Raw genomic sequence first — 20,911 nt, 5'->3', positions numbered from 1 at the left:
AACTTTTGGGGTGCAGTTCATATCGAAGCGTTTTTTGTTGTTACATTAACAGAGGGAAATTTGGCATAATTTATTTTTAAGTGCTTTTCAGGCTATATTTTGATCATTTGAGGAAATCAACATTATTTTTAAATATTTATCTGATAAGATAGGAGTATGAAAAATTTAAAAGAAGATAACATAAAAAAATCCTTATGGCACATCAAACGCCATTGCGAAAATATAGAGAAAAACACTGATGATAGAAAAAAATCGAACTTCTCCACCTAAAGGAAAGTATAGAGATACTAAGACGGGTTTTAAACGATGAAAAACCCTATCCGAATTTGGATAGGGAAGAAGTATTTTGAGAGAACATAACCTATTAATTTTAAATATATAGATAATATCACAATAAAATACTTTTTGAGAATTTTTTAATTACTGTTCGTCTTTTATAGTGCTAAATCTAGTTTCATTACTATTGATAATTAAAAGTGGTTAATATTTTTGCTATTATTTTTTCAAATTCTATATTCAATTTCTTCAGTTCATCATCAAGTGCTCTTTTATCCTCAAATACTCTTAGATTATGATAAAGTATATTCCTTAACCGATATAGATGATTATACGTTTTTGGGGATTCATCTGGAGAATCTAAACCTTCTTCAAATAAACCCGTTTTCTTTAAAATGTTTATATATATTCTATAAAATTCAAGTGGTGTATCTTTCTGTTCCAAAACCGATGAATGAACCGTGAATAGTTTCTTTATTCTATATTTTTCAGTTAAAATTTCATTGATTTCAGATTTTAAAACAACAAGATTTTTTCCCCCCCTCTCATCCATCGTTTTTTCTAACATCTTATGGGCTAGGAAACTAATAAAAACCTCTATATATTGATAAAGAACTGAAAATTTTATATATTCAGTATTAAATGATTGATAATATAATTCTGGTAAGACATCTGTCATAAATCTTAAAGAATCGTCATCAATGTCTTCACTAACACTAATCGACTTAATAATTAGCGTCTTCAATCCATTTTCAATAGGATCATCCACAATATTTTCAGGAGCAATACTAAAATTATTCAATTCTATATGTTTTTGTGAAGCATAGAATTCATCTGTATCCTTTATGGGGAAAAAATGATGTTCTAGCATCATTAATATTTTCATATGGTCGCTATTAAACTGATTTAGCTCTGCATCTCTACAATCTTCTACGAAAATAACCAACGGAAAGTCAAATTTACTTTTAAACTGTTCAAATATACCTTCTCCAATAAACTTGTCATCATTTAATTTTAAGAAAGCTTTATATTTTAATATTTCATCGATTTTAACTTTATCACTTTTTTCATCCAAATTTAGGTCAAAAAAATATTTCTCGATAAAATACTTTTCTGAATTAAAGAAAACCTCCCTTGCTGCATCCATATAAGCTTCGAAATAGATCTGATTTCGCTCATTCGACATTACAACATTATTTGAATGTAGTCTTTCAACAGAAAAAATATAGCCAATAGCGTTAGCATTGTCACGTGTATTTGAGTAACATCGATAGACATCTTTTTCTAAATAATTTTCATAATAATAATAATGAATCTTGAAATCACTAATTGGTTTGTCTTTTCGAATGTATTCCCTAGTTGTTTTATATGGAAATTCTATTATTTCTTTATTCATATCCCCATCTTATTTGTATATACTTCCATGGCGGTGTTTGAAGTTTCATATAAATTCAAAAAACAACCTGCAGATTCATCAAAGAGCAATCTAAAGAATTCACTAAAATACATTCTTTGCGAATTACCTATTTTTGAAGAATTTTGTTTGATTATATATAAATTCTTATTTAATTCCAAGAACCAATCATAAGCATAATCTCCACCACCTTCTAAACTGTTAATAAGTCTACTGATATCGGAAATAGAACTTATTTTATTCTTTTGTTTCAGTAATGACAGTCCAGCCCCAAATCCAGTCATCACTTGAGATTTCGACATTAATGAAAAAATGCTTTCTGCAAATAAAAATGTTTTTACAGACTCGGCATTGAGTAGCAACGAGTCATCTTCAGATAACAAATCATTCATATTTTTAGTGTCATCTTCTGAAGTCATACTATTCATTCTATTTAATAGTGAATTATAACATTGAACAAAAGTTTTAAATAGATCCTCTTCAACATTTTCGCTTGAAATTGTCTCCAACGTTTTTATAGTTTCTAATATAGTAGATCGTGTCATTGGAAGATAACTAGACTGCAAATAGGAAACAAACCCATCAATAATATCCTGGAATCGATACTCTCCAATGTTTCTAGGAGACCGTCCTTCAACCTCTTTTATTAGAATTATATCTGGGATATTTACATCATAGTTGCTATATAAAATTTCTATTTGATGGCGAAGCGTCATTGGAGTTTGACCAGTATTTAGTGTCAACATCCTATATAAAAGGCCAAAACGATTTATTCCGCCATAAACTTCAGCATGTAGACTTCCTTTTAAAAAAAGTGATGTATCTCTACCTTCTTTAATAAGTTCATTATAAGCATCTATTATTGTAAATGTTCTTTGCAAACCATCTAAAATTAGAGATTTCTTTAATAATTCCTTAATATTGCTTTGATTCAATTCTTCCTCTGACATATCTTTGCTATCAATCGCTAGCACTATTGGGGGGATAATACAACCATATTTTAAATCCTCTTTTAATTGTGAGTATATGCTCATCGAAGAACGAACTCTTTTTCTTTGATATTCATTGTTTGATATAATATTTTCAGCGAATTCCAAATACTCATTTAATTCCAACTCTATTAAATAGTTTGATGTCTGTATTTTACGATCTTCTGTCCGACTTAAAATCTTTACCATAATTGAACCTCTGTCTTTTTTATCATTATATCATTTTTTTCATTATTTTAAAATTCAGATGAAGAAATCAAACAAAATATTTATTGATAAATAATTTTACTATAAATACAGACTCCCCTACTTGACTCTAATTTCCTATTTTTACAAATTTCAACAACTACCATATTTTACTGTTGCTTCAATTTTAACTATTTACATTGTTTTTTGATATAATATTTAATAGATGGAGGAATTAATGCCTAATTTACAAAATAACAAAAGAATATATGACAAAGAGTGGAATTTTGAAGATTTTAGTATGAGTGAATATACTCACACAATTCACTCTTATCCCGCTATGATGATGCCAAGAATTGCTAGAAATTTTATTCAGCAATATGCATCCAAAGATTCAGTTATTCTTGATCCATATATGGGTTCAGGGACAACTTTACTTGAAGGTGTTGTTGAAAATGTCAAAAAGGTTATTGGTTTTGATTTAAATCCTTTAGCAGTTCTGATTACAAAAGCGCATACTATCAAACTTGATATGCGCTTTTTTGATTGTAAAAATTAATAGATAAACATGGCATCGCCAAAACTGAAGAAGCGGTAGTGTTCTTGGATGGCATGGTGATAAGCGTCTAAGACTAATTCACGGCCTGCAAAGGCAGAAACCAACATGACCAGAGTTGATTTTGGCAGGTGGAAGTTGGTTGAGAAGGCATCCACGACCTTCCATTCATAGCCAGGTTTGATAAAGATATTGGTCCAGCCAGAATCTGCTTGGATTTGCCCATCAAACTTGGAACCAATAGTCTCCAATGTGCGGATAGAAGTGGTTCCGACAGCGATGACACGACCACCATTTTCTTTAACAGAACGAAGGGTGGCAGCAGCTTCCTCAGAAAGTTGGTAGAATTCTGAGTGCATTTCATGTTCATCCAGATTGTCAACAGAAACGGGTCTAAAGGTTCCGAGCCCGACATGAAGAGTCAGATAGACCAGATGAACACCCTTAGCTTGGATTTCTGCTAGCAGTTCTTTAGTGAAGTGTAGTCCAGCAGTTGGTGCTGCAGCAGAGCCACTTTCCTTGGCGTAAACGGTTTGATAACGTTCGCGGTCATCCAGTTTTTCATGGATATAAGGCGGTAGTGGCATTTCTCCCAGACTTTCCAAAACTTCTAGGAAAATTCCTTGGTATTCAAAGCGGACAATACGGCCCCCGTGAGTCAATTCTTCCGTAACAACAGCGCTGAGACGGCCATCACCAAAGCTGACACGAGTACCAACCTTGAGGCGTTTGGCAGGTTTAGCCAGAACTTCCCACTCATCTCCATTAGTATTTTTGAGCAGGAGAAGTTCCACATGACCTCCAGTTTCTTCCTTTTGACCATAGAGGCGGGCAGGGAGAACGCGGGTGTCGTTCATGACAAGGGCGTCACCAGGTTCCAGCATATCAATAATAGAGTGGAAGTGTTTATCCTGCATTTTTCCAGTCTCACGGTTGACAATGAGGAGTTTGGAGGCATCCCGTTTTTCAAGGGGCGTTTGGGCAATCAATTCCTCGGGTAAGTGGAAATCAAAATCAGCTGTATTCATATATCTGTTCATTCTTTCTAAGTTCTAATCCTATCCATTATAACATGTTTCAAGTATAGTCGCTCTTTTTTAGAAAATAAATCGTTTTCACTTGACAAAAATTGGTCTATACCATATAATAAATATAGATTAAAATGGAGGATGAAAATATGAAAGTTATTAAAGTTGAAAACCAAATCGAAGGTGGAAAAGTTGCTTTTGAGATTTTGAAGGAAAAATTGGCCAACGGCGCTCAAACCCTAGGACTTGCGACAGGAAGTAGCCCACTTGAATTTTACAAGGAAATTGTTGAGAGTGACCTTGATTTTTCAAATCTAACTAGTGTAAACCTTGATGAGTATGTAGGGCTTGATGGGGACAACCCACAGTCTTATCGTTACTTCATGCAAGAAAACTTGTTTAACCAAAAACCATTTAAAGAAAGTTTCTTGCCTCGTGGGGTTAAGGACAATGCTGAAGCTGAAGTAGAACGCTACAACCAAATTTTGGCTGACCATCCAGTTGACCTCCAAATCTTGGGAATTGGTCGCAATGGACACATCGGATTTAATGAACCTGGTACTCCATTTGACAGTCAAACGCATCTAGTAGAACTTGACCAGTCTACTATTGAAGCCAATGCGCGCTTCTTTGACAAGATTGAAGACGTCCCAACCCAAGCCATTTCAATGGGGATTAAAAATATCTTGGATGCCAAGTCAATTCTTCTCTTTGCTTACGGTGAGTCGAAAGCAGAAGCCATTGCTGGAACAGTGTCTGGCCCAGTGACTGAGAGTCTACCAGCAAGTAGCCTACAAAATCATCCAGATGTGACCATCATCGCAGACGCTGAAGCGCTTAGCTTACTTGAAAAATAAAAAAGTGAGATCCTTCAGTATCTTTTATTGAGTGCTTTCAAGACTTGCATAAATGGAAGAAAAAATCAAAATTAAACCGCATTTTTTCTTGACAATTATTCCTTTTACGTGTAGAATAGAATAGATCTTGAACTTGAAGGGAGTGAAAAAAATGTCTAAAACAGTAGTACGTAAGAATGAATCTCTTGACGACGCACTTCGTCGTTTCAAACGTGCGGTTACTAAAGCTGGTACTCTTCAAGAAACACGCAAACGTGAATTCTATGAAAAACCTTCTGTAAAACGTAAACGTAAATCAGAAGCAGCTCGTAAACGTAAAAAATTCTAATTGAAATGAAAGGCTAGAGAAATCTAGTCCTTTTTCTTTTAAATAAATACTCCAAAGCCTGCAAAAATCTGAAACTTCCTCCCACAATTTGATATAATAGAGGGAAGAACTCATTTGAAGGAGGAAATGATGTCGGTTTTAGTAAAAGAAGTGATTGAAAAGCTTAGACTAGACATTGTCTATGGCGAACCAGAATTACTTGAAAAGGAAATCAATACAGCGGATATTACGCGACCTGGTCTTGAAATGACAGGTTATTTTGACTACTACACGCCAGAGCGGATCCAGCTCTTGGGGATGAAGGAGTGGTCTTATCTGATTAGCATGCCTTCTAACAGTCGTTATGAAGTTTTGAAAAAAATGTTTCTACCTGAGACACCTGCGGTTATTGTTGCCCGTGGTTTGGTGGTTCCAGAGGAGATGTTAAAGGCTGCTAGAGAATGTAAGATTGCTATTTTAACCAGCCGTACAGCTACCAGTCGTTTGTCTGGAGAATTATCTAGCTATCTGGATTCTCGTTTGGCAGAACGCACCAGTGTTCACGGTGTCTTGATGGATATCTATGGGATGGGTGTCTTGATTCAAGGAGATAGTGGTATCGGTAAGAGTGAGACAGGCTTGGAGCTGGTCAAACGTGGGCACCGCTTGGTAGCAGATGATCGGGTAGATATTTATTCTAAGGATGAATTAACTCTTTGGGGAGAGCCTGCTGAAATCTTGAAACACTTGATTGAAATTCGTGGGGTTGGTATTATCGATGTCATGAGCCTCTACGGTGCGAGTGCGGTAAAAGATTCTTCACAAGTTCAGTTGGCTGTCTACTTGGAAAATTACGATACGCATAAGACCTTTGATCGACTTGGAAACAATGCAGAGGAATTAGAAATTTCTGGCGTAGCCATTCCTCGTATCCGCATCCCAGTTAAAACAGGCCGTAATATCTCTGTCGTGATTGAGGCCGCTGCTATGAATTATCGTGCCAAGGAAATGGGCTTTGATGCGACTCGTTTGTTCGAAGAACGCTTGACAAATCTCATTGCTCAAAACGAGGTGCCTAATGCTTGATCCAATTGCTATTCATCTTGGCCCTCTAGCCATTCGTTGGTATGCCTTGTGTATTGTGACAGGCTTGATCCTTGCGGTTTATTTGACCATGAAAGAAGCGCCTAGAAAGAAGATCATACCAGATGATATTTTAGATTTTATCTTGGTAGCCTTTCCTCTGGCTATTTTAGGGGCCCGTCTCTACTATGTTATTTTCCGTTTTGATTACTATAGTCAGAATTTGGGAGAGATTTTTGCCATTTGGAATGGTGGTTTGGCTATTTACGGTGGTTTGATAACTGGGGCTATTGTCCTCTATATCTTTGCTGATCGTAAACTCATCAATACTTGGGATTTCCTAGATATTGCGGCGCCTAGCGTCATGATTGCCCAAAGTTTGGGTCGCTGGGGAAATTTCTTTAATCAAGAAGCTTACGGTGCTGCAGTAGATAATCTGGATTATTTACCTAGCTTCATCCGTGACCAGATGTATATCGAGGGGAGCTACCGTCAGCCGACCTTCCTTTATGAGTCTCTATGGAATCTTCTTGGTTTTGCCTTGATTCTGATTGTCAGACGAAAATGGAAGAGCCTCAGACGAGGTCATATCACTGCTTTCTACTTGATTTGGTATGGTTTTGGTCGTATGGTCATCGAAGGTATGCGGACAGATAGCCTCATGTTCTTTGGCCTTCGAGTCTCTCAATGGCTATCAGTTGTTCTTATCGGACTGGGTATTTTTATCATTCTTTATCAAAAGCGAAAGAAGGCCCCTTACTATGTTACAGAGGAGGAAAACTAAATGTTAGAAGTTGCATATATTCTTGTTGCCCTAGCTTTGATTGTCTTTTTGGTCTATCTGATTATCACTGTACAAAAACTTGGCCGTGTTATCGATGAAACAGAGAAGACGATTAAAACCTTGACTTCAGATGTGGATGTAACCTTGCACCATACCAATGAATTGCTGGCTAAGGTCAATGTCTTGGCAGATGATATCAATGTCAAGGTGGCAACCATTGATCCACTCTTTAGTGCTGTTGCAGATTTATCTCTATCTGTTTCAGATCTCAATGACCATGCGCGTGTCTTGAGCAAGAAAGCTTCATCAGCTGGTTCAAAAACCATTAAGACTGGTGCAAGTTTGTCAGCTCTTCGTCTTGCAAGTAAATTTTTCAAAAAATAAAAAAGGAGAATTCTTATGGGTAAACTATCCTCAATCCTTTTAGGAACCGTTTCAGGTGCAGCTCTTGCCTTGTTTTTAACAAGCGACAAGGGCAAACAAGTTTGCAGTCAGGCTCAAGATTTTCTAGATGATTTGAGAGAAGATCCTGAATATGCTAAGGAGCAGGTCTGTGAAAAACTAACAGAAGTCAAGGAGCAGGCTACAGATTTTGTTCTGAAAACCAAAGAACAGGTTGAGACAGGTGAAATCACTGTGGACAGTGTACTTGCTCAAGCCAAATCATGTGCCCGTCAAGCGACAGAAGCATCAAAAGATCGATTCAGTAATCTCAAGGAACAATGGCAAGAAAAAGCCGAAACTCTTGACCAATCAGAAGAGATTGTGATTAATATTAGAGATGAAAAAATCTAGATTTGACAGAGTTGGATAAAAATTCAATAGTAGTCGCAAATCTAGTAAATGGTATAAGATAAAACGCATAGTATCAAGGACTGTAATGAACTGCCTGATATTATGCGTTTTTTATGATTTTGAAGACTTTTTTACAAACCTTTTTTAAAACACATGAGTGTTATGATTTTTTATGGTATAATGGCAGTGTTAGAGATGAAATATTTACATTTTTTTATATTTTACTGATATTTTAGTAATATTAAGCGATCTATTTTTTCTATGATTAGAAATCAATGTAGTAGCTTATGACCAAGTAGAGGAAAAGCTCTAACATTTTAGTCAAGAAACGATCTAGTATTCTGTCAAGGGAAAATATTAGAACCCTCTATTTTGTAAAAAATAGTTAGAAAGAAAGTTAGTAAAATGAAAGACATTTTTAATAAACGTCAACGCTTTTCGATTCGAAAGTTTTCTGTTGGAGTGGCTTCTGTATTAATAGGAATTGCCTTGTTTACACCATCCCAGGGAGTACTTGCTTCTACGGAAAATAATGTGGCAACAGAGATAGGGGCTAATTCTGAAAAGGAGAATGCGACCCCGACTGTGGAGAAAAAAGAAGAGAATCAAAATTCACCAGAGAATCAAGATGCTATCCCCAGTCCAGTCCCAAAAGATACTCCAATAATATCTACAAGAACTACAGAACTCGAGACATCTGGGAATAAAGAAAATAATAGCTTGACCACAAGGGCTTCCGTGGCGGGTGAAGACAGATCAAGTGCTCCAGCGGTGAGAGCGGCATCGAATCCTTCCGAGATAAAAAAATATGAATTGACTGAGGAAGATGCTAAAAAAATCAAAGCAGGAGTAATCGGTTCAGAAGGCAATAAGCTTGACAGTTTGTTATTAAACGGCCCTGAGTTAAGTCCAGAAGCTTATACAGATGATGATTACTTGAAGGATAAAGATGAACTTTATATTTATGAAAAAGGTGGGAAAAAGTATGTAGGCTATAATAGTCATCCCTTATTAGAAGATACTGATGGTGATGGTATTATTGATAGTAAAGAAAAGCCAGATGAAAAATTAAAATGGAATGTCAGTGAGCGCGATATGATTATGTTCATGGAATTGTCCTACCGTGATGATAATTATATTGATAGAGTGCTGGATCATAAGAAACCCTTAACAGAGTCAGAGTTATATAAAAATAATGGTGACAGTAGACCACGTTATGAGTATATGATGATGAATAAGGAATTGGGACCTTATTGGGAAAGGAAGAAAAGTTATCATACCTCCAGTGGACTAGATGCTGTCTTGTATGAAACAAAGAGTGATTTCTCATATTTACCAAATGGAACTGCTCAAGTGTTAGCCTTTCGTGGAACAAGTGATGCCAAAGATATAGGAACTGATATAACACTTGGATTAGGAAGCAATCCTCAGCAAGGGATCGATGCAGAAAATATCATGCGTGAACTGGCTAAAGATAAGAGTATTACCAATCTTTATTTGACGGGACATTCTTTAGGAGGATATTTAGTACAACGGGCAATGGTTGAAGCCTATCAGTTGGCATATTCTGACAGCAGAGTCATGTCTTCTAAAGACCAGCAGGCTTATAGAAACTTTTATAACAATGTATTAAAAAAAGGAACAACATTCAATGCTCCAAAAGTGAGGACAAATTATTTCTCATCATCTGAATTTTGGCAGAAAGGTCTAGATAGTAAAAAAATAGCTAAGTCTGGGAAAATGACACATTATATTGTTGATAATGATTCGACGATAAGTAAAGGCGTCAGCAATGATAGTGATGTTGTTATAAATGTTGGACGAACCAGTGGAGGTCATAGTTCACGTTCTTATTTTGAAGCCGATATGATTAATAGACGGTCAGAGTTTATATCTGGGAAACGAATTTCTTTAGATAGGACAGGTTATCAAGATAAAAAAATTGCAACAGCTAAATCTGTAGAAAAAGTTGGAGAAACTGTTGTATATAGTAAACGTGGAGATGACATCATTAAGTCAACAACTGTTAGTATCAAAGATCCTGATACAGGGCAGATTACTAAAAATACACTTAATGAAGTGTTCAAGAAAGATGGTGCCAAATCAACAGTTGTGGTTACGTCACTTGAGCCAATTGTTCGTTATGAGAAAGACGCTACAAGACCCAAAGGTGAAGCTAATGTAACAACAGCTGGTACTTCAGGCGCTAGAACAGTAACTACAACCTATACTGTGAATCCGACAGATGGTAGCCTTGTTTCGCATGAAGAACCGGCAGTAGTAGTCCCATCCAAACCGACAGTGGTCAAAGTGCCAGCTAAAGATGAGGTTGAATACCTCAAAGAAGGCGATGATGTGGTTAAGAAGACAACCACTTACGAAGTCAATGCCAGTACAGGTAACCTTGCTCCAACAGAGAAAAAGGAAATCTTCAAACAAAATGGTGCCAAGGCTAAGTTTGTTGTTACACCAATACAGCCAAGTGTCCGTTATGAAAAAGACTCCACAAGAGCTAGAGGTGGAGAAAATGTAACAATAGCTGGTACTCCAGGTACCCGAACAGTAACCATCACCTACACGGTTAACCCTACAAATGGTAGCCTCATTCCGCATGAAGGCAAACCAGTTATCAAATCGTCAATTCCGACAGTGGTCAAGGTGCCAGCTAAGGATGAGGTTGAATACCTCAAAGAGGGTGATAATGTGGTTAAGAAGACAACCACTTACGAAGTCAATGCAATCACAGGTACCCTTACTCCAACAGAGAAAAAGGAAATCTTCAAACAAAATGGTGCCAAGGCTAAGGTTGTTGTTACGCCATTACAGCCAAGTGTTCGTTATGATAAAGATGCCACAAGAGCTAGAGGTGGAGAAAATGTAACAATAGCTGGTACTCCAGGTACCCGAACAGTAACCACCACCTACATGGTTAACCCTACAAATGGTAGACTCATTCCGCATGAAGGCAAACCAGTTATCAAATCGTCAATTCCGACAGTGGTCAAGGTGCCAGCTAAGGATGAGGTTGAATACCTCAAAGAGGGTGATAATGTGGTTAAGAAGACTACAAGTTACGCGGTCAATGCAAGCACAGGTACCCTTACTCCAACAGAGACAACAGAAATCTTTACACAAAATGGAGCTAAATCTAAAGTTGTGGTTACGTCACTTGAGCCAAGTGTACGTTATGAGAAAGACGCAACGAGAGCTAAAGGAGGAGAAACTGTCACAGTAGCTGGTACTCCAGGAACTAGAACAGTCACTACAACTTATACTGTTAATCCGACAGATGGCCTCCTCATTCCGCATGAAGAACCAGCAGTGGCAGTCCCATCAACACCTACAGTGGTCAAAGTGCCAGCTCAAGATGAGATTGAATACCTCAGAGACGGCGATGATGTAGTTAAGAAGACTATAACTTACGCGGTGGATGCAAATACCGGTTCTCTTACTCCAACAGTAAGGAAAGACATTACCAGTCCAAATGGCGCTAAATCTAAAGTTGTCGTTACATCAATAGAGCCAAGTGTTCGTTATGAAAAAGACACCACAAGAGCCAAAGGTGAAGCAAATGTAACAATAGCTGGTACTCAGGGGACAAGTACAGTAACTACCACCTATACAGTTAATCCGACAGATGGCAGCCTCATTCCACATGAAGGCAAACCAGTTATCAAATCGTCAACTACCACAGTAGTCAAAGTCCCAGCCCAAGATGAGGTTGAATACCTCAAAGAAGGCGACGACGTGGTTAAGAAGACTACGAGTTACGCGGTCAATGCAAGTACAGGTACCCTTACTCCAACAGAGAAAAAGGAAACCTTCAAACAAAATGGTGCCAAATCTACAGTTGTTGTTACCCCACTTGAGCCAAGTGTTCGTTATGATAAAGATGCTACAAGAGCTAGAGGTGGAGAAAATGTAACAAAAGCTGGTATTCCAGGGACAAGTACAGTAATTACAACTTATACAGTTAATCCGACAGATGGCAGCCTCATTCCACATGAAGGCAAACCAGTTATCAAATCGTCAACTACCACAGTAGTCAAAGTCCCAGCCCAAGATGAGGTTGAATACCTCAAAGAAGGCGACGACGTGGTTAAGAAGACTACGAGTTACGCGGTCAATGCAAGTACAGGTACCCTTACTCCAACAGAGAAAAAGGAAATCTTCAAACAAAATGGTGCCAAATCTACAGTTGTTGTTACCCCACTTGAGCCAAGTGTTCGTTATGATAAAGATGCTACAAGAGCTAGAGGTGGAGAAAATGTAACAGTAGCTGGTACTCCAGGTACAAGCACAGTCACTACTACTTATACTGTGAATCCTACAGATGGCAGTCTCATTCCACATGAAGAGCTAGCAGTAGTAGTCCCATCAAAACCTACAGTGGTTAGGGTCCCAGCCAAAGATGAGGTTGAATATCTAAAAGAAGGCGACGACGTGGTTAAGAAGACTACAAGTTACGCGGTCAATGCAAGTACAGGTACCCTTACTCCAACAGAGACAACAGAAATCTTTACACAAAATGGAGCTAAATCTAAAGTTGTGGTTACGTCACTTGAGCCAAGTGTTCGTTATGAGAAAGACGCCACGAAGGTCAAAGGTGGAGAAACTATCACAGTAGCTGGTACTCCAGGCACTAGAACAGTCACTACCACTTATACGGTAAATCCTACAGATGGCCTCCTCATTCCGCATGAAGAACCAGCAGTGGAAGTCCCATCAACACCTACAGTGGTCCAAGTGCCAGCTAAAGATGAGATTGAATACCTCAAAGAAGGTGATAATGTAGTTAAGAAGACAACAACTTACGCGGTCAATGTAAGTACAGGTCACCTTACTCCAACAGAGAAAAAGGAAGTGTTCAAGAAAGATGGTGCCAAATCAACAGTTGTCGTTACATCGATAGAGCCAAGCGTTCGTTATGAGAAAGACGCTACGAGAGCTAAAGGAGGAGCACAAGTTACAGTAGCTGGTACTCCAGGAACTAGAACAGTCACTACCACATATACTGTTAATCCGACAGATGGTAGCCTTATTCCACATGAAGGAAAACCAGTTATCAAATCGTCAACTCCTACAGTGATCAAAGTCCCAGCTAAAGATGAGGTTGAATACCTCAAAGAAGGCGATGATGTTGTTAAGAAGACAACCAGCTACCAAGTTAATGCAAGTACAGGTGGCCTGACTCCAACAGAGACAACAGAAATCTTCAAGAGAAACGTCGCTAAATCAACAGTTGTGGTTACACCACTTGAGCCAAGTATCCGTTATGAAAAAGACGCTACGAGAGCTAAAGGCGGAAAAAATGTAACAACAGCTGGTACTTCAGGCACTAGAACAGTAACTACCACCTACACGGTTAATCTTACAGATGGTAGCCTTATTCCACATGAAGGAAAACCAGTTATCAAATCGTCAACTACTACAGTGGTCAAGGTCCCAGCCAAAGACAAAGTCGTAGAAACCCCGATTGAACCAGAAGTGGAATACATTAAAGATGTTGAAAAAGACTTCGGTACACCAGCTCAGCATACTGAGGGTGAAAAAGGTAAAATAATTACTACAACCACTTACGATGTAGATCCAAAGGACGGTCATATCACAGAACACGTTGGTAATCCAGTCGTCATCCCAGCAGGTAAGACAATCGTTAAAGTTGGTGCGAAAACTAAGGTTGAACAATCTAAAGATCCTGAAGGTCGTGATGTGATTGATACCACTACCTATGAAGTTGATCCACAAACAGGTAAGGTAACTCCGACAACGACTACAACGTATGGACCAATAAGTAAGAAAGGTGAACCAGAAGTTCAAACAGAAATCCCAGAATACACAAATCCAATCTCGTCAAATGGAGTGGATGGAAACGGAAACTTCATAGATCCGCCAACAGTTGAATTACCAAAATTTAAGGGTGGAGTGAATGGTGAACTACCTGGTTCAATTACTTTACCAGAATTAACTATTGAGGTTCACTGGATTGATGAAGACGGAAATATATTGAAATCATCCGTTAAGACAGGTAATGAAAAGGATGCTGAACATGGATCAATTCCAGGATATGAATTTGTACGAACTGTGATTGCTGAAAATGAACCAGTACTTACCCACATTTTCAGCAAAGTAAGTGGAAGTACACATTCAAATCCAGCAACTCCACCTAAGGTAACAATTTTTGAAAATGGTGTATTACCGGATTCAATTGAATTGCCAGAGCAAATGATTGAGATTCACTGGATTGATGAAAATGGAAATGGATTGAAATTATCTGTTAAGACAGGTAATGAAAAGAATGCTGAACATGGATCAATTCCAGGATATGAATTTGTACGAACTGTGATTGATGAAAATGAACCAGTAATTACTCACATTTTCAGAAAAGTAAGTGGAAGTACAAATCCAAATACAATTCCAGTTGCACCAGTGACACCTGATACGAATGGAGGTTCTGGTCAAGATACACCTGCACCAGCTACTCCAACTCCAAATGCAGTTACTCCGAATACAGATCAGGTAGATACTAAGACTACTGTTGATAACGGAGCTAAGTCAAATAATTCTCAAACTGTATTACCGAATACAGGAACAGAATCAAATGTGACTCTTGCATCTCTAGGACTTCTTGGTATGCTAGGCGGTCTCGGACTTGCTTTTGGAAAGAAAAAGAAGACTAAAGTAAAAATGTAGTTAAAATCTGAACTGTTCATTGTTAAGTGGACAATAAATGTAAAAAATCAAGAAACGGCCTTGTTCCTCATTTCAAGAGGTACAAGGCTGTTGTTGTATTCTAGCTTCAATCTGCGATACTCATTTGAAATCAAGGTTCCCCTTTTGTTGATAGACTATTCAAGAAATATTGTTGTATAAGTATATACTTTAAAATTATAGGTACACGGAACCAATGATAGGATTTTTAATTAAAACTATTATATATTTGTTTTTTAAGGAAGAAATTTATTTTTTTGATTTTGTAATAATATAAAGTTATATTTATAGGGCATATCTGAAGAATATTTTAAAATTAAGGATGGGATATTTATCGTTATGCAGAGTTGTTTTTAATTATTATATATTTACTGATTGCGCTTTCTTTGGATTGCTTGCGTTTATACTATTTTGATTGATTAAATATATTGAAAGTGGTATAATCTAGCTGTCAAAACTGTGATGTGAAATGTCCATCATAGTGGTTTTTATTGTTTTATTCCCAGAGGGAATATTGCTTTTAATTTGATTTTGTATTTTAACATAAGGAGGAACAATGGAAAATAAATCAAATTCACTCAATAGAATAAAGCGCCAGCAACGTGAAAAAATTTTGCGCTTTTCTATTCGTAAGTATAGTTTCGGTGCCGCTTCAGTTGCTGTTGCAGCGCTGATGTTTTTAGGTGCCCGCGTTGCGAGTGCGGATAGTCTAGTCGACAAGACTTCACACTCTACTGCCTCTACTGCTGGTGTAGTAACATCTGAAAGTAAGGTCGATTTGCCTGAGGATACAGAATCTACTGCAAACAAAGTAGATGAAGGACATAAATCTCCAGAAAATCAAGCGCCTGCAGTTCCTGCAAATAACGCGCCTACAGTTGATAAAGACAAGTTAAGAAAAGTAGTTGAAGAATTAAATGCTCTTCTTTCAACTAAATTAAACCTTGACGAGTCAGTAGTATCACCTGTCAAAGATAGACTTCAAAAAGGGAAAGAAGCCTTAGAAAGTTCTGAGCTAGCTCAAAAGGATATTGATGAGCTTGCGGAACTCTTGTCTAAAGATGTGACAGTCGTATCAGCTGCTAAGGAAGTAACTGAGGTTCAAGTAGATAAAAAAGTTGATAAACAAGTCGATAAACAAGCAGATAAAACTGAGAAGCAAGCTGACAATCTAGCAAGTCAAACTTCTCCTGAAGTAAGTGCAAGTGAAGAGAGCCAAACTGTATCAGCTAAAAAAGATGCTTTGAAAGTATCTGTAGATCAATTGAAGGCAGCAGTTTTGGAATTGCCTGAGCGTGAGACAAGCAAAGAAGTTCTTGAAAAAGCCAATGAACTATTGGGCTTAGCTCAAGGTGTTCTTGAAAATACAACAGTTTCTCTGAACGATGTTGAAGATATGACAAAACGTGTGAAGAGAATGTTTAACTCTGTTAAAAACGCTACAACACGTTTAACTTCAGGTGCTCGTGACCCACGTAATGGTAAGAGCATGGGTCAAGGTACAGGTGGAAGAGCTGCAACGGTATCTTCACAATGGACTAAACAGGATAACTTGTTAATCTATCAACGATTCCGTGCAACTGATTTTTATGGAAACATTAGGAATAACGATAGACAATTCACAGAGAATAAAGTGGATATGACAGCTCGGACTCAGATGATTGATGGGCAGAAATATCTAGTTTACGATGTCTTCTTTAATAACGATGGGCGGTCCATGGTTAACTTGAGTAGACAACAACTATATAATGTTATTTTACCTCCAAAAATTTTAGATTTACAATCTAACGGTCTTTATAAGTCAGACACTATTAGAGATTTATACTTTGAGACATATAGAAGAAATAATCAAAATGAAGGCGGGACTCTTTCCCAAAATCCTGATAAATTCAGATATGAGTCAACTCAACATTTTCACTTTAAAAATGATCATGATGTATCTAAAGGGAGACTAACATATTTTTACAATGTAGGTGTTCGTCAGAATAACGCCTATAATCAAGATATGAGAGATAATTTTAAAAACAATAAAAATGATCAATTTTTAAAAGATGCAGTAGCATTAGATGGAGTGTACAAGCAGTGGAGTTATGGTATAGGGGTGAAAACCAATGATCCAACAGCTGCTGTACATATGCATTTTAAAGCTAAATTAAGACCAGGTGTAACGGATGAAGCTGTTCAAAAAGCATTTACCTTAGCCATTGCAGGTACTTATGGAGGGACAACAAACCAATCGTATGTTTTTGGATCAGGGAAAAAGAATGAAGAAAATGTAGAACCGACATTAGGAGAAAAACAAAATAAACGATATCCTATTATCGGTAAAGAAGTTACAAAAACAGTTGGGGATTCTCTTGAAGAAAATCCAGTAGCAAGCGGTTTGGTAACGCGTGATAATGGAACTAAAGAGTTCCCTGACGGAATGTCTTGGGAGTTTCTAAATGGGAAACCAAATACTAATACAGCAGGAGTATTCAAGCCTCAAGTAAAAGCTACCTACAGCGATAATTCTTCGAATACTACTACTGCTACATTAATTGTTAAACCTAAAAAACCGGCTATTACAACAAGTGTAGAGAACAAAAAAGGCTTAATAGGTCAACAAATTACTGTAAATGTTGGAAGTGGAGTGCCAAAAGGTTCTACTGTTAATTTATATGATGGTAATAAAATTATCGGAACAGTAAAAACTAATGGAGGAGAAACTGCAACAGTTACAGTTACAGAAGCTCTACCAGGGAAGTCTATTACAGCTGTAACAGTAGTTACTAATACTGATGGAACAGTAACTTCTGATAAAAGTAATCCTGTTACTCCGACAGAAGCACCAGATACCCAAAAACCTACATTAGAAATTTCACGAAAAAGCCAAACAGTAGTAGAAGGTGAAAAAGTAACCTTCACAATAACAGCAAGAGATAATAAAGTTGTTACGATAGAAGGTAAAGATTTCACTGACAAATATGGTGATAGACTTCTTTCTCGTCAAGCAACAAATAATAAGGTAAAGATTACTGACACTGAAAAAATAATTGAAATTACTATTACAACTAAGAAAGAAGACGTTGGTAAACCACATACGATTACATTCGGAGCTCATGATGATGCAGGTAATAAAGCAGATCCTGTAACCTTTACTTTCAATGTAACACCACGTGATAACCAAAAACCAATCGTTGAGGTTGGCGGAGTTCGTTTAACAGAGAATGAACCACAATCTGCACAGTTTTATGTCTATCGTGGAGCTACATTTAATCCGACTGTGAAAGCCTGGGACGATTCAGGTAACATTAAATCTATGAGTGTTGAAAACTTACCAAATGGATCTAAAGCTCAAACTTATACACCTCAAACTGGAAAAGATGGAAGTACGGATGATAAAAAATACACTACAAGCCTATCTACAGGAACAGTAGCTGATACACAAACACTAGGAGATCACGTAGCTAAGTTCAAAATTTCTGATGGTGTAAATAATGCTATCTATAAGATGAAGTATAAAGTTGTTGATGTTGTAGTGGAAAACACACCTAAGACAGTCGAATTAAACAGCAAGTCAGGTGATCCAAATGAATACCTAAATACAGCTGGTAAGCAAGACAAGTCAGGTAAACCAGTTGTAGAATCGCAAGCAGATGTCCACTTCCCAGGAGGAATGAAATTCCGTTGGGACAATGCTAATGGATCAGATACGAATATAACTTTATCTAAAGTAGGAACACAAACTCATAAAGCGATTGCGGTGTTCCCTAAAAATCCAAGTCAGCGTGGTAGTGTCCAAGTATTTGCACCAGAAAAAGCTGAGAGAGATGTTGTTTTCAATGTAGTGGATAATGAAAAACCAAAAGCAAGTCTAAATGGAAAAGAGTTATCAGAAACTGCTAATGAACCAATCTTTACAGTTTATCGTGGAGCTACATTTAACCCAGAGCTAAAAGTATCGGATAACTCTGGTGTGATTTCTAAAGTAGAAGTTAAGGGAGGACTTCCAAAAGGAGTGACTCCAGATCCAGGAGCAACTCCATCTACATTTACAGCTCAAACAGGTAAAGATGGAAGTTCAGAAGATAAGAAATATAAAACTCGCTTATCTTCAGGAACTGTATTGGATACTGAAACTTTAGGAGTACATGAATCAACTATTCATGTAGAAGGAAGTAATCCTTCAGATAGCCGTGATTTCAAATTCAAGTACCGCGTAGTTGATATTGAAACTAAAAATGTTGATAAAAACGGTATCGCAAAAGTACCAGTTGCTTCAACATTAAATAAAGATAATAGTTCTAAAAATATTGATGCGCATAACTATCTGAAAGTAGTCGATAGTGAAGATAAAGCAGATCGTGGTAACAATTATTTACCAAGTGGTATGACTTGGACCTGGAAAGACAGAAACGGCGTTAATAAAGATCGAGGAACAACACTTGACAATTCAGGTAAATATACTCGAACTGCAACAGCAATCTTCCCAGGTACTAAAGCTAATAATATGACAGATGCTACTAGCACGACTAGAGATGTATTTGCACCAGCAGAAATCAAGCGTAAAGTAATTCTAGCAGTAACACCAACAGCACCTATCGTAGAAGGTAAAGAGAATGGTAGTGTAACAATTACCCCACCAAAACAACCTGATAGTACTAATCAACAAGATATTGATAAAATTACTCTTACTTATACACCGACAGGTCAAACAAGTCCAGAAACTGTAACAGTTACGAAATCTGGAAGCAAATGGACTGTAAATGGTAAGTCTGATGATAAAGTATCAGTATCACCTGAAGGAGTTGTAACAATTTCTGATGCTGAAATTGCAGATAAAACAGAAGTAACTGCAAAAGTTTCTAAGAACATTGATGGTGTACTTACTCTTGAGAGTCCTGTAGCTAGAGGAACAGCAAATGGACCTTTAGCAGCTGAGGTTATAAACCCAGCACCAGTTCCGGAAAAAGCACAAATTACACCAGTTACAGTTGTGACACCTAACAAACCAGGTTCAAGCATTACAGTAGATGGCCCAGTAAATGGTTTAACAGTAGATGATGAAGGTAAACTTAAAGGAAAACCAGAGGTAAATGATTGGAAACCAAAAGAAGAAGAACGCACAGTCGAAATTCCGGTTAAAGTTACAAAAGGTGGCGAGACAGTTACTGTGAAAGTTCCAGTTCCAATTTTACGCGATACAGATGGAGACGGAATCCCAGATAAAGAAGATTCAGATGATGATAATGATGGAATTCCAGATGAGGAAGAAATCAAAAATGGAACAGATCCTAAAACACCAGAAACTGAAAAACCAGTTGAGATTGAAATTACTCCACAACCAAATGGAGATGCGATTGTAACGCCTAAGAAACCAGGAGGAGGAACATATCCACCAGGTACTAAGGTAGAAATCCCAGGTGAAGATGGAAACACAATTACTGTTGAAATCGGTAAAGATGGTTCAGGTAAAGTACCAAATGACAAACTTCCTAAGAAAGCTGTCCCAGGTACAGGAACAGTAACAGAACCGAACAAGAAACCATCACAACCAGTGAATGTAACAACACCAGCTCGTAAGACACCAACAATAGAGTTGAAACCAGATCCTAAGACAGGTGACGTTACAGTAACACCGCAGAGACCAGGAGGAGGAACATATCCACCAGGAACTACGGTAGAAATCCCAGGTGAAGATGGTCCAATCACTGTTGAAATCGGTAAAGATGGTAAAGGTAAAGTACCAAATGATAAACTTCCTAAGAAAGATGTTCCAGGTACAGGTAAGATTACAGAACCAGGTAAACCAGCTGTGGAAGTTCCTAATGTAACAACACCAGCTAAGGTAACACCAGAAACACCAGAAACTGAAAAACCAGTTGAGATTGAAATTACTCCACAACCAAATGGAGATGCGATTGTAACGCCTAAGAAACCAGG

General features: G+C 37.5%; 11 protein-coding genes and 1 pseudogene. 9 read left to right on the top strand and 3 right to left on the bottom strand.

Translation table 11 applies throughout. The features are described 5' to 3' along the window. Positions 1-460: 460 nt before the first annotated feature. Together HT717_RS08085 and HT717_RS08080 are read right to left on the bottom strand one after the other, a co-directional pair. Positions 461-1,672, bottom strand: coding sequence for a hypothetical protein (locus HT717_RS08085; protein ID WP_049540447.1), 1,212 nt, complete (start codon positions 1,670-1,672; stop codon positions 461-463). Beyond that, on the bottom strand, positions 1,669-2,868 hold the full coding sequence (locus HT717_RS08080; protein ID WP_049540446.1) for a hypothetical protein: 1,200 nt from the start codon (positions 2,866-2,868) through the stop codon (positions 1,669-1,671). Before HT717_RS08080 ends, HT717_RS08085 begins: the two co-directional genes overlap by 4 nt. 235 nt (positions 2,869-3,103) lie before the next feature. Between HT717_RS08080 and HT717_RS08075 the strand changes: the two genes are divergently transcribed. Next, on the top strand, positions 3,104-3,424 hold the full coding sequence (locus HT717_RS08075; RefSeq protein ID WP_049540444.1) for a DNA methyltransferase: 321 nt from the start codon (positions 3,104-3,106) through the stop codon (positions 3,422-3,424). On the opposite strand, the gene queA is transcribed toward HT717_RS08075, so the two are convergent. Next, positions 3,421-4,449 (bottom strand): tRNA preQ1(34) S-adenosylmethionine ribosyltransferase-isomerase QueA, encoded by a 1,029-nt coding sequence (queA, locus tag HT717_RS08070; protein WP_049540442.1) that lies wholly within the window; start codon positions 4,447-4,449, stop codon positions 3,421-3,423. The two genes, HT717_RS08075 and queA, sit on opposite strands and share 4 nt — an antisense overlap. Positions 4,450-4,598: 149 nt before the next feature. Here queA and HT717_RS08065 point away from each other — a divergent pair, with 149 nt between their 5' ends. From HT717_RS08065 to HT717_RS08030, 8 genes and pseudogenes are all read left to right on the top strand, one after another. Continuing rightward, a complete protein-coding gene (locus tag HT717_RS08065) occupies positions 4,599-5,306 on the top strand; it encodes a glucosamine-6-phosphate deaminase (protein WP_000864592.1) in 708 nt (235 codons plus the stop codon). 151 nt (positions 5,307-5,457) lie between these two features. Beyond that, on the top strand, positions 5,458-5,634 hold the full coding sequence (rpsU, locus tag HT717_RS08060) for a 30S ribosomal protein S21 (RefSeq protein WP_000048054.1): 177 nt from the start codon (positions 5,458-5,460) through the stop codon (positions 5,632-5,634). Between the two features lie 129 nt (positions 5,635-5,763). After that, complete coding sequence (hprK, locus tag HT717_RS08055; RefSeq protein ID WP_000115149.1) at positions 5,764-6,699, top strand: HPr(Ser) kinase/phosphatase; 936 nt, start codon at positions 5,764-5,766, stop codon at positions 6,697-6,699. Next, positions 6,692-7,480, top strand: coding sequence for a prolipoprotein diacylglyceryl transferase (gene lgt, locus HT717_RS08050; RefSeq protein ID WP_049540440.1), 789 nt, complete (start codon positions 6,692-6,694; stop codon positions 7,478-7,480). Before hprK ends, lgt begins: the two co-directional genes overlap by 8 nt. Further along, positions 7,481-7,907, top strand: a pseudogene (locus tag HT717_RS08045) (DUF948 domain-containing protein). It begins immediately after the preceding gene. Further along, on the top strand, positions 7,880-8,275 hold the full coding sequence (locus tag HT717_RS08040; RefSeq protein WP_173304928.1) for a YtxH domain-containing protein: 396 nt from the start codon (positions 7,880-7,882) through the stop codon (positions 8,273-8,275). Before HT717_RS08045 ends, HT717_RS08040 begins: the two are co-directional and overlap by 28 nt. A gap of 405 nt (positions 8,276-8,680) precedes the next feature. Next, the gene (locus tag HT717_RS08035) at positions 8,681-14,968 is read left to right on the top strand and encodes a G5 domain-containing protein (protein WP_173304926.1); all 6,288 of its coding nucleotides are present in this window, start codon (positions 8,681-8,683) and stop codon (positions 14,966-14,968) included. Positions 14,969-15,542: 574 nt separating this feature from the next. Next, positions 15,543-20,911, top strand: a 5,369-nt coding sequence (locus tag HT717_RS08030) for a YSIRK-type signal peptide-containing protein (RefSeq protein ID WP_173304924.1), incomplete at its 3' end; no start/stop codon positions are given.

The sequence above is a fragment of the Streptococcus sp. 959 genome (assembly GCF_013277075.1).
GTDB lineage: Bacteria > Bacillota > Bacilli > Lactobacillales > Streptococcaceae > Streptococcus > Streptococcus pseudopneumoniae_C.
Note: the sequence above shows the minus strand (reverse complement) of the source record. Positions and strands in the feature narration are given on the sequence as shown.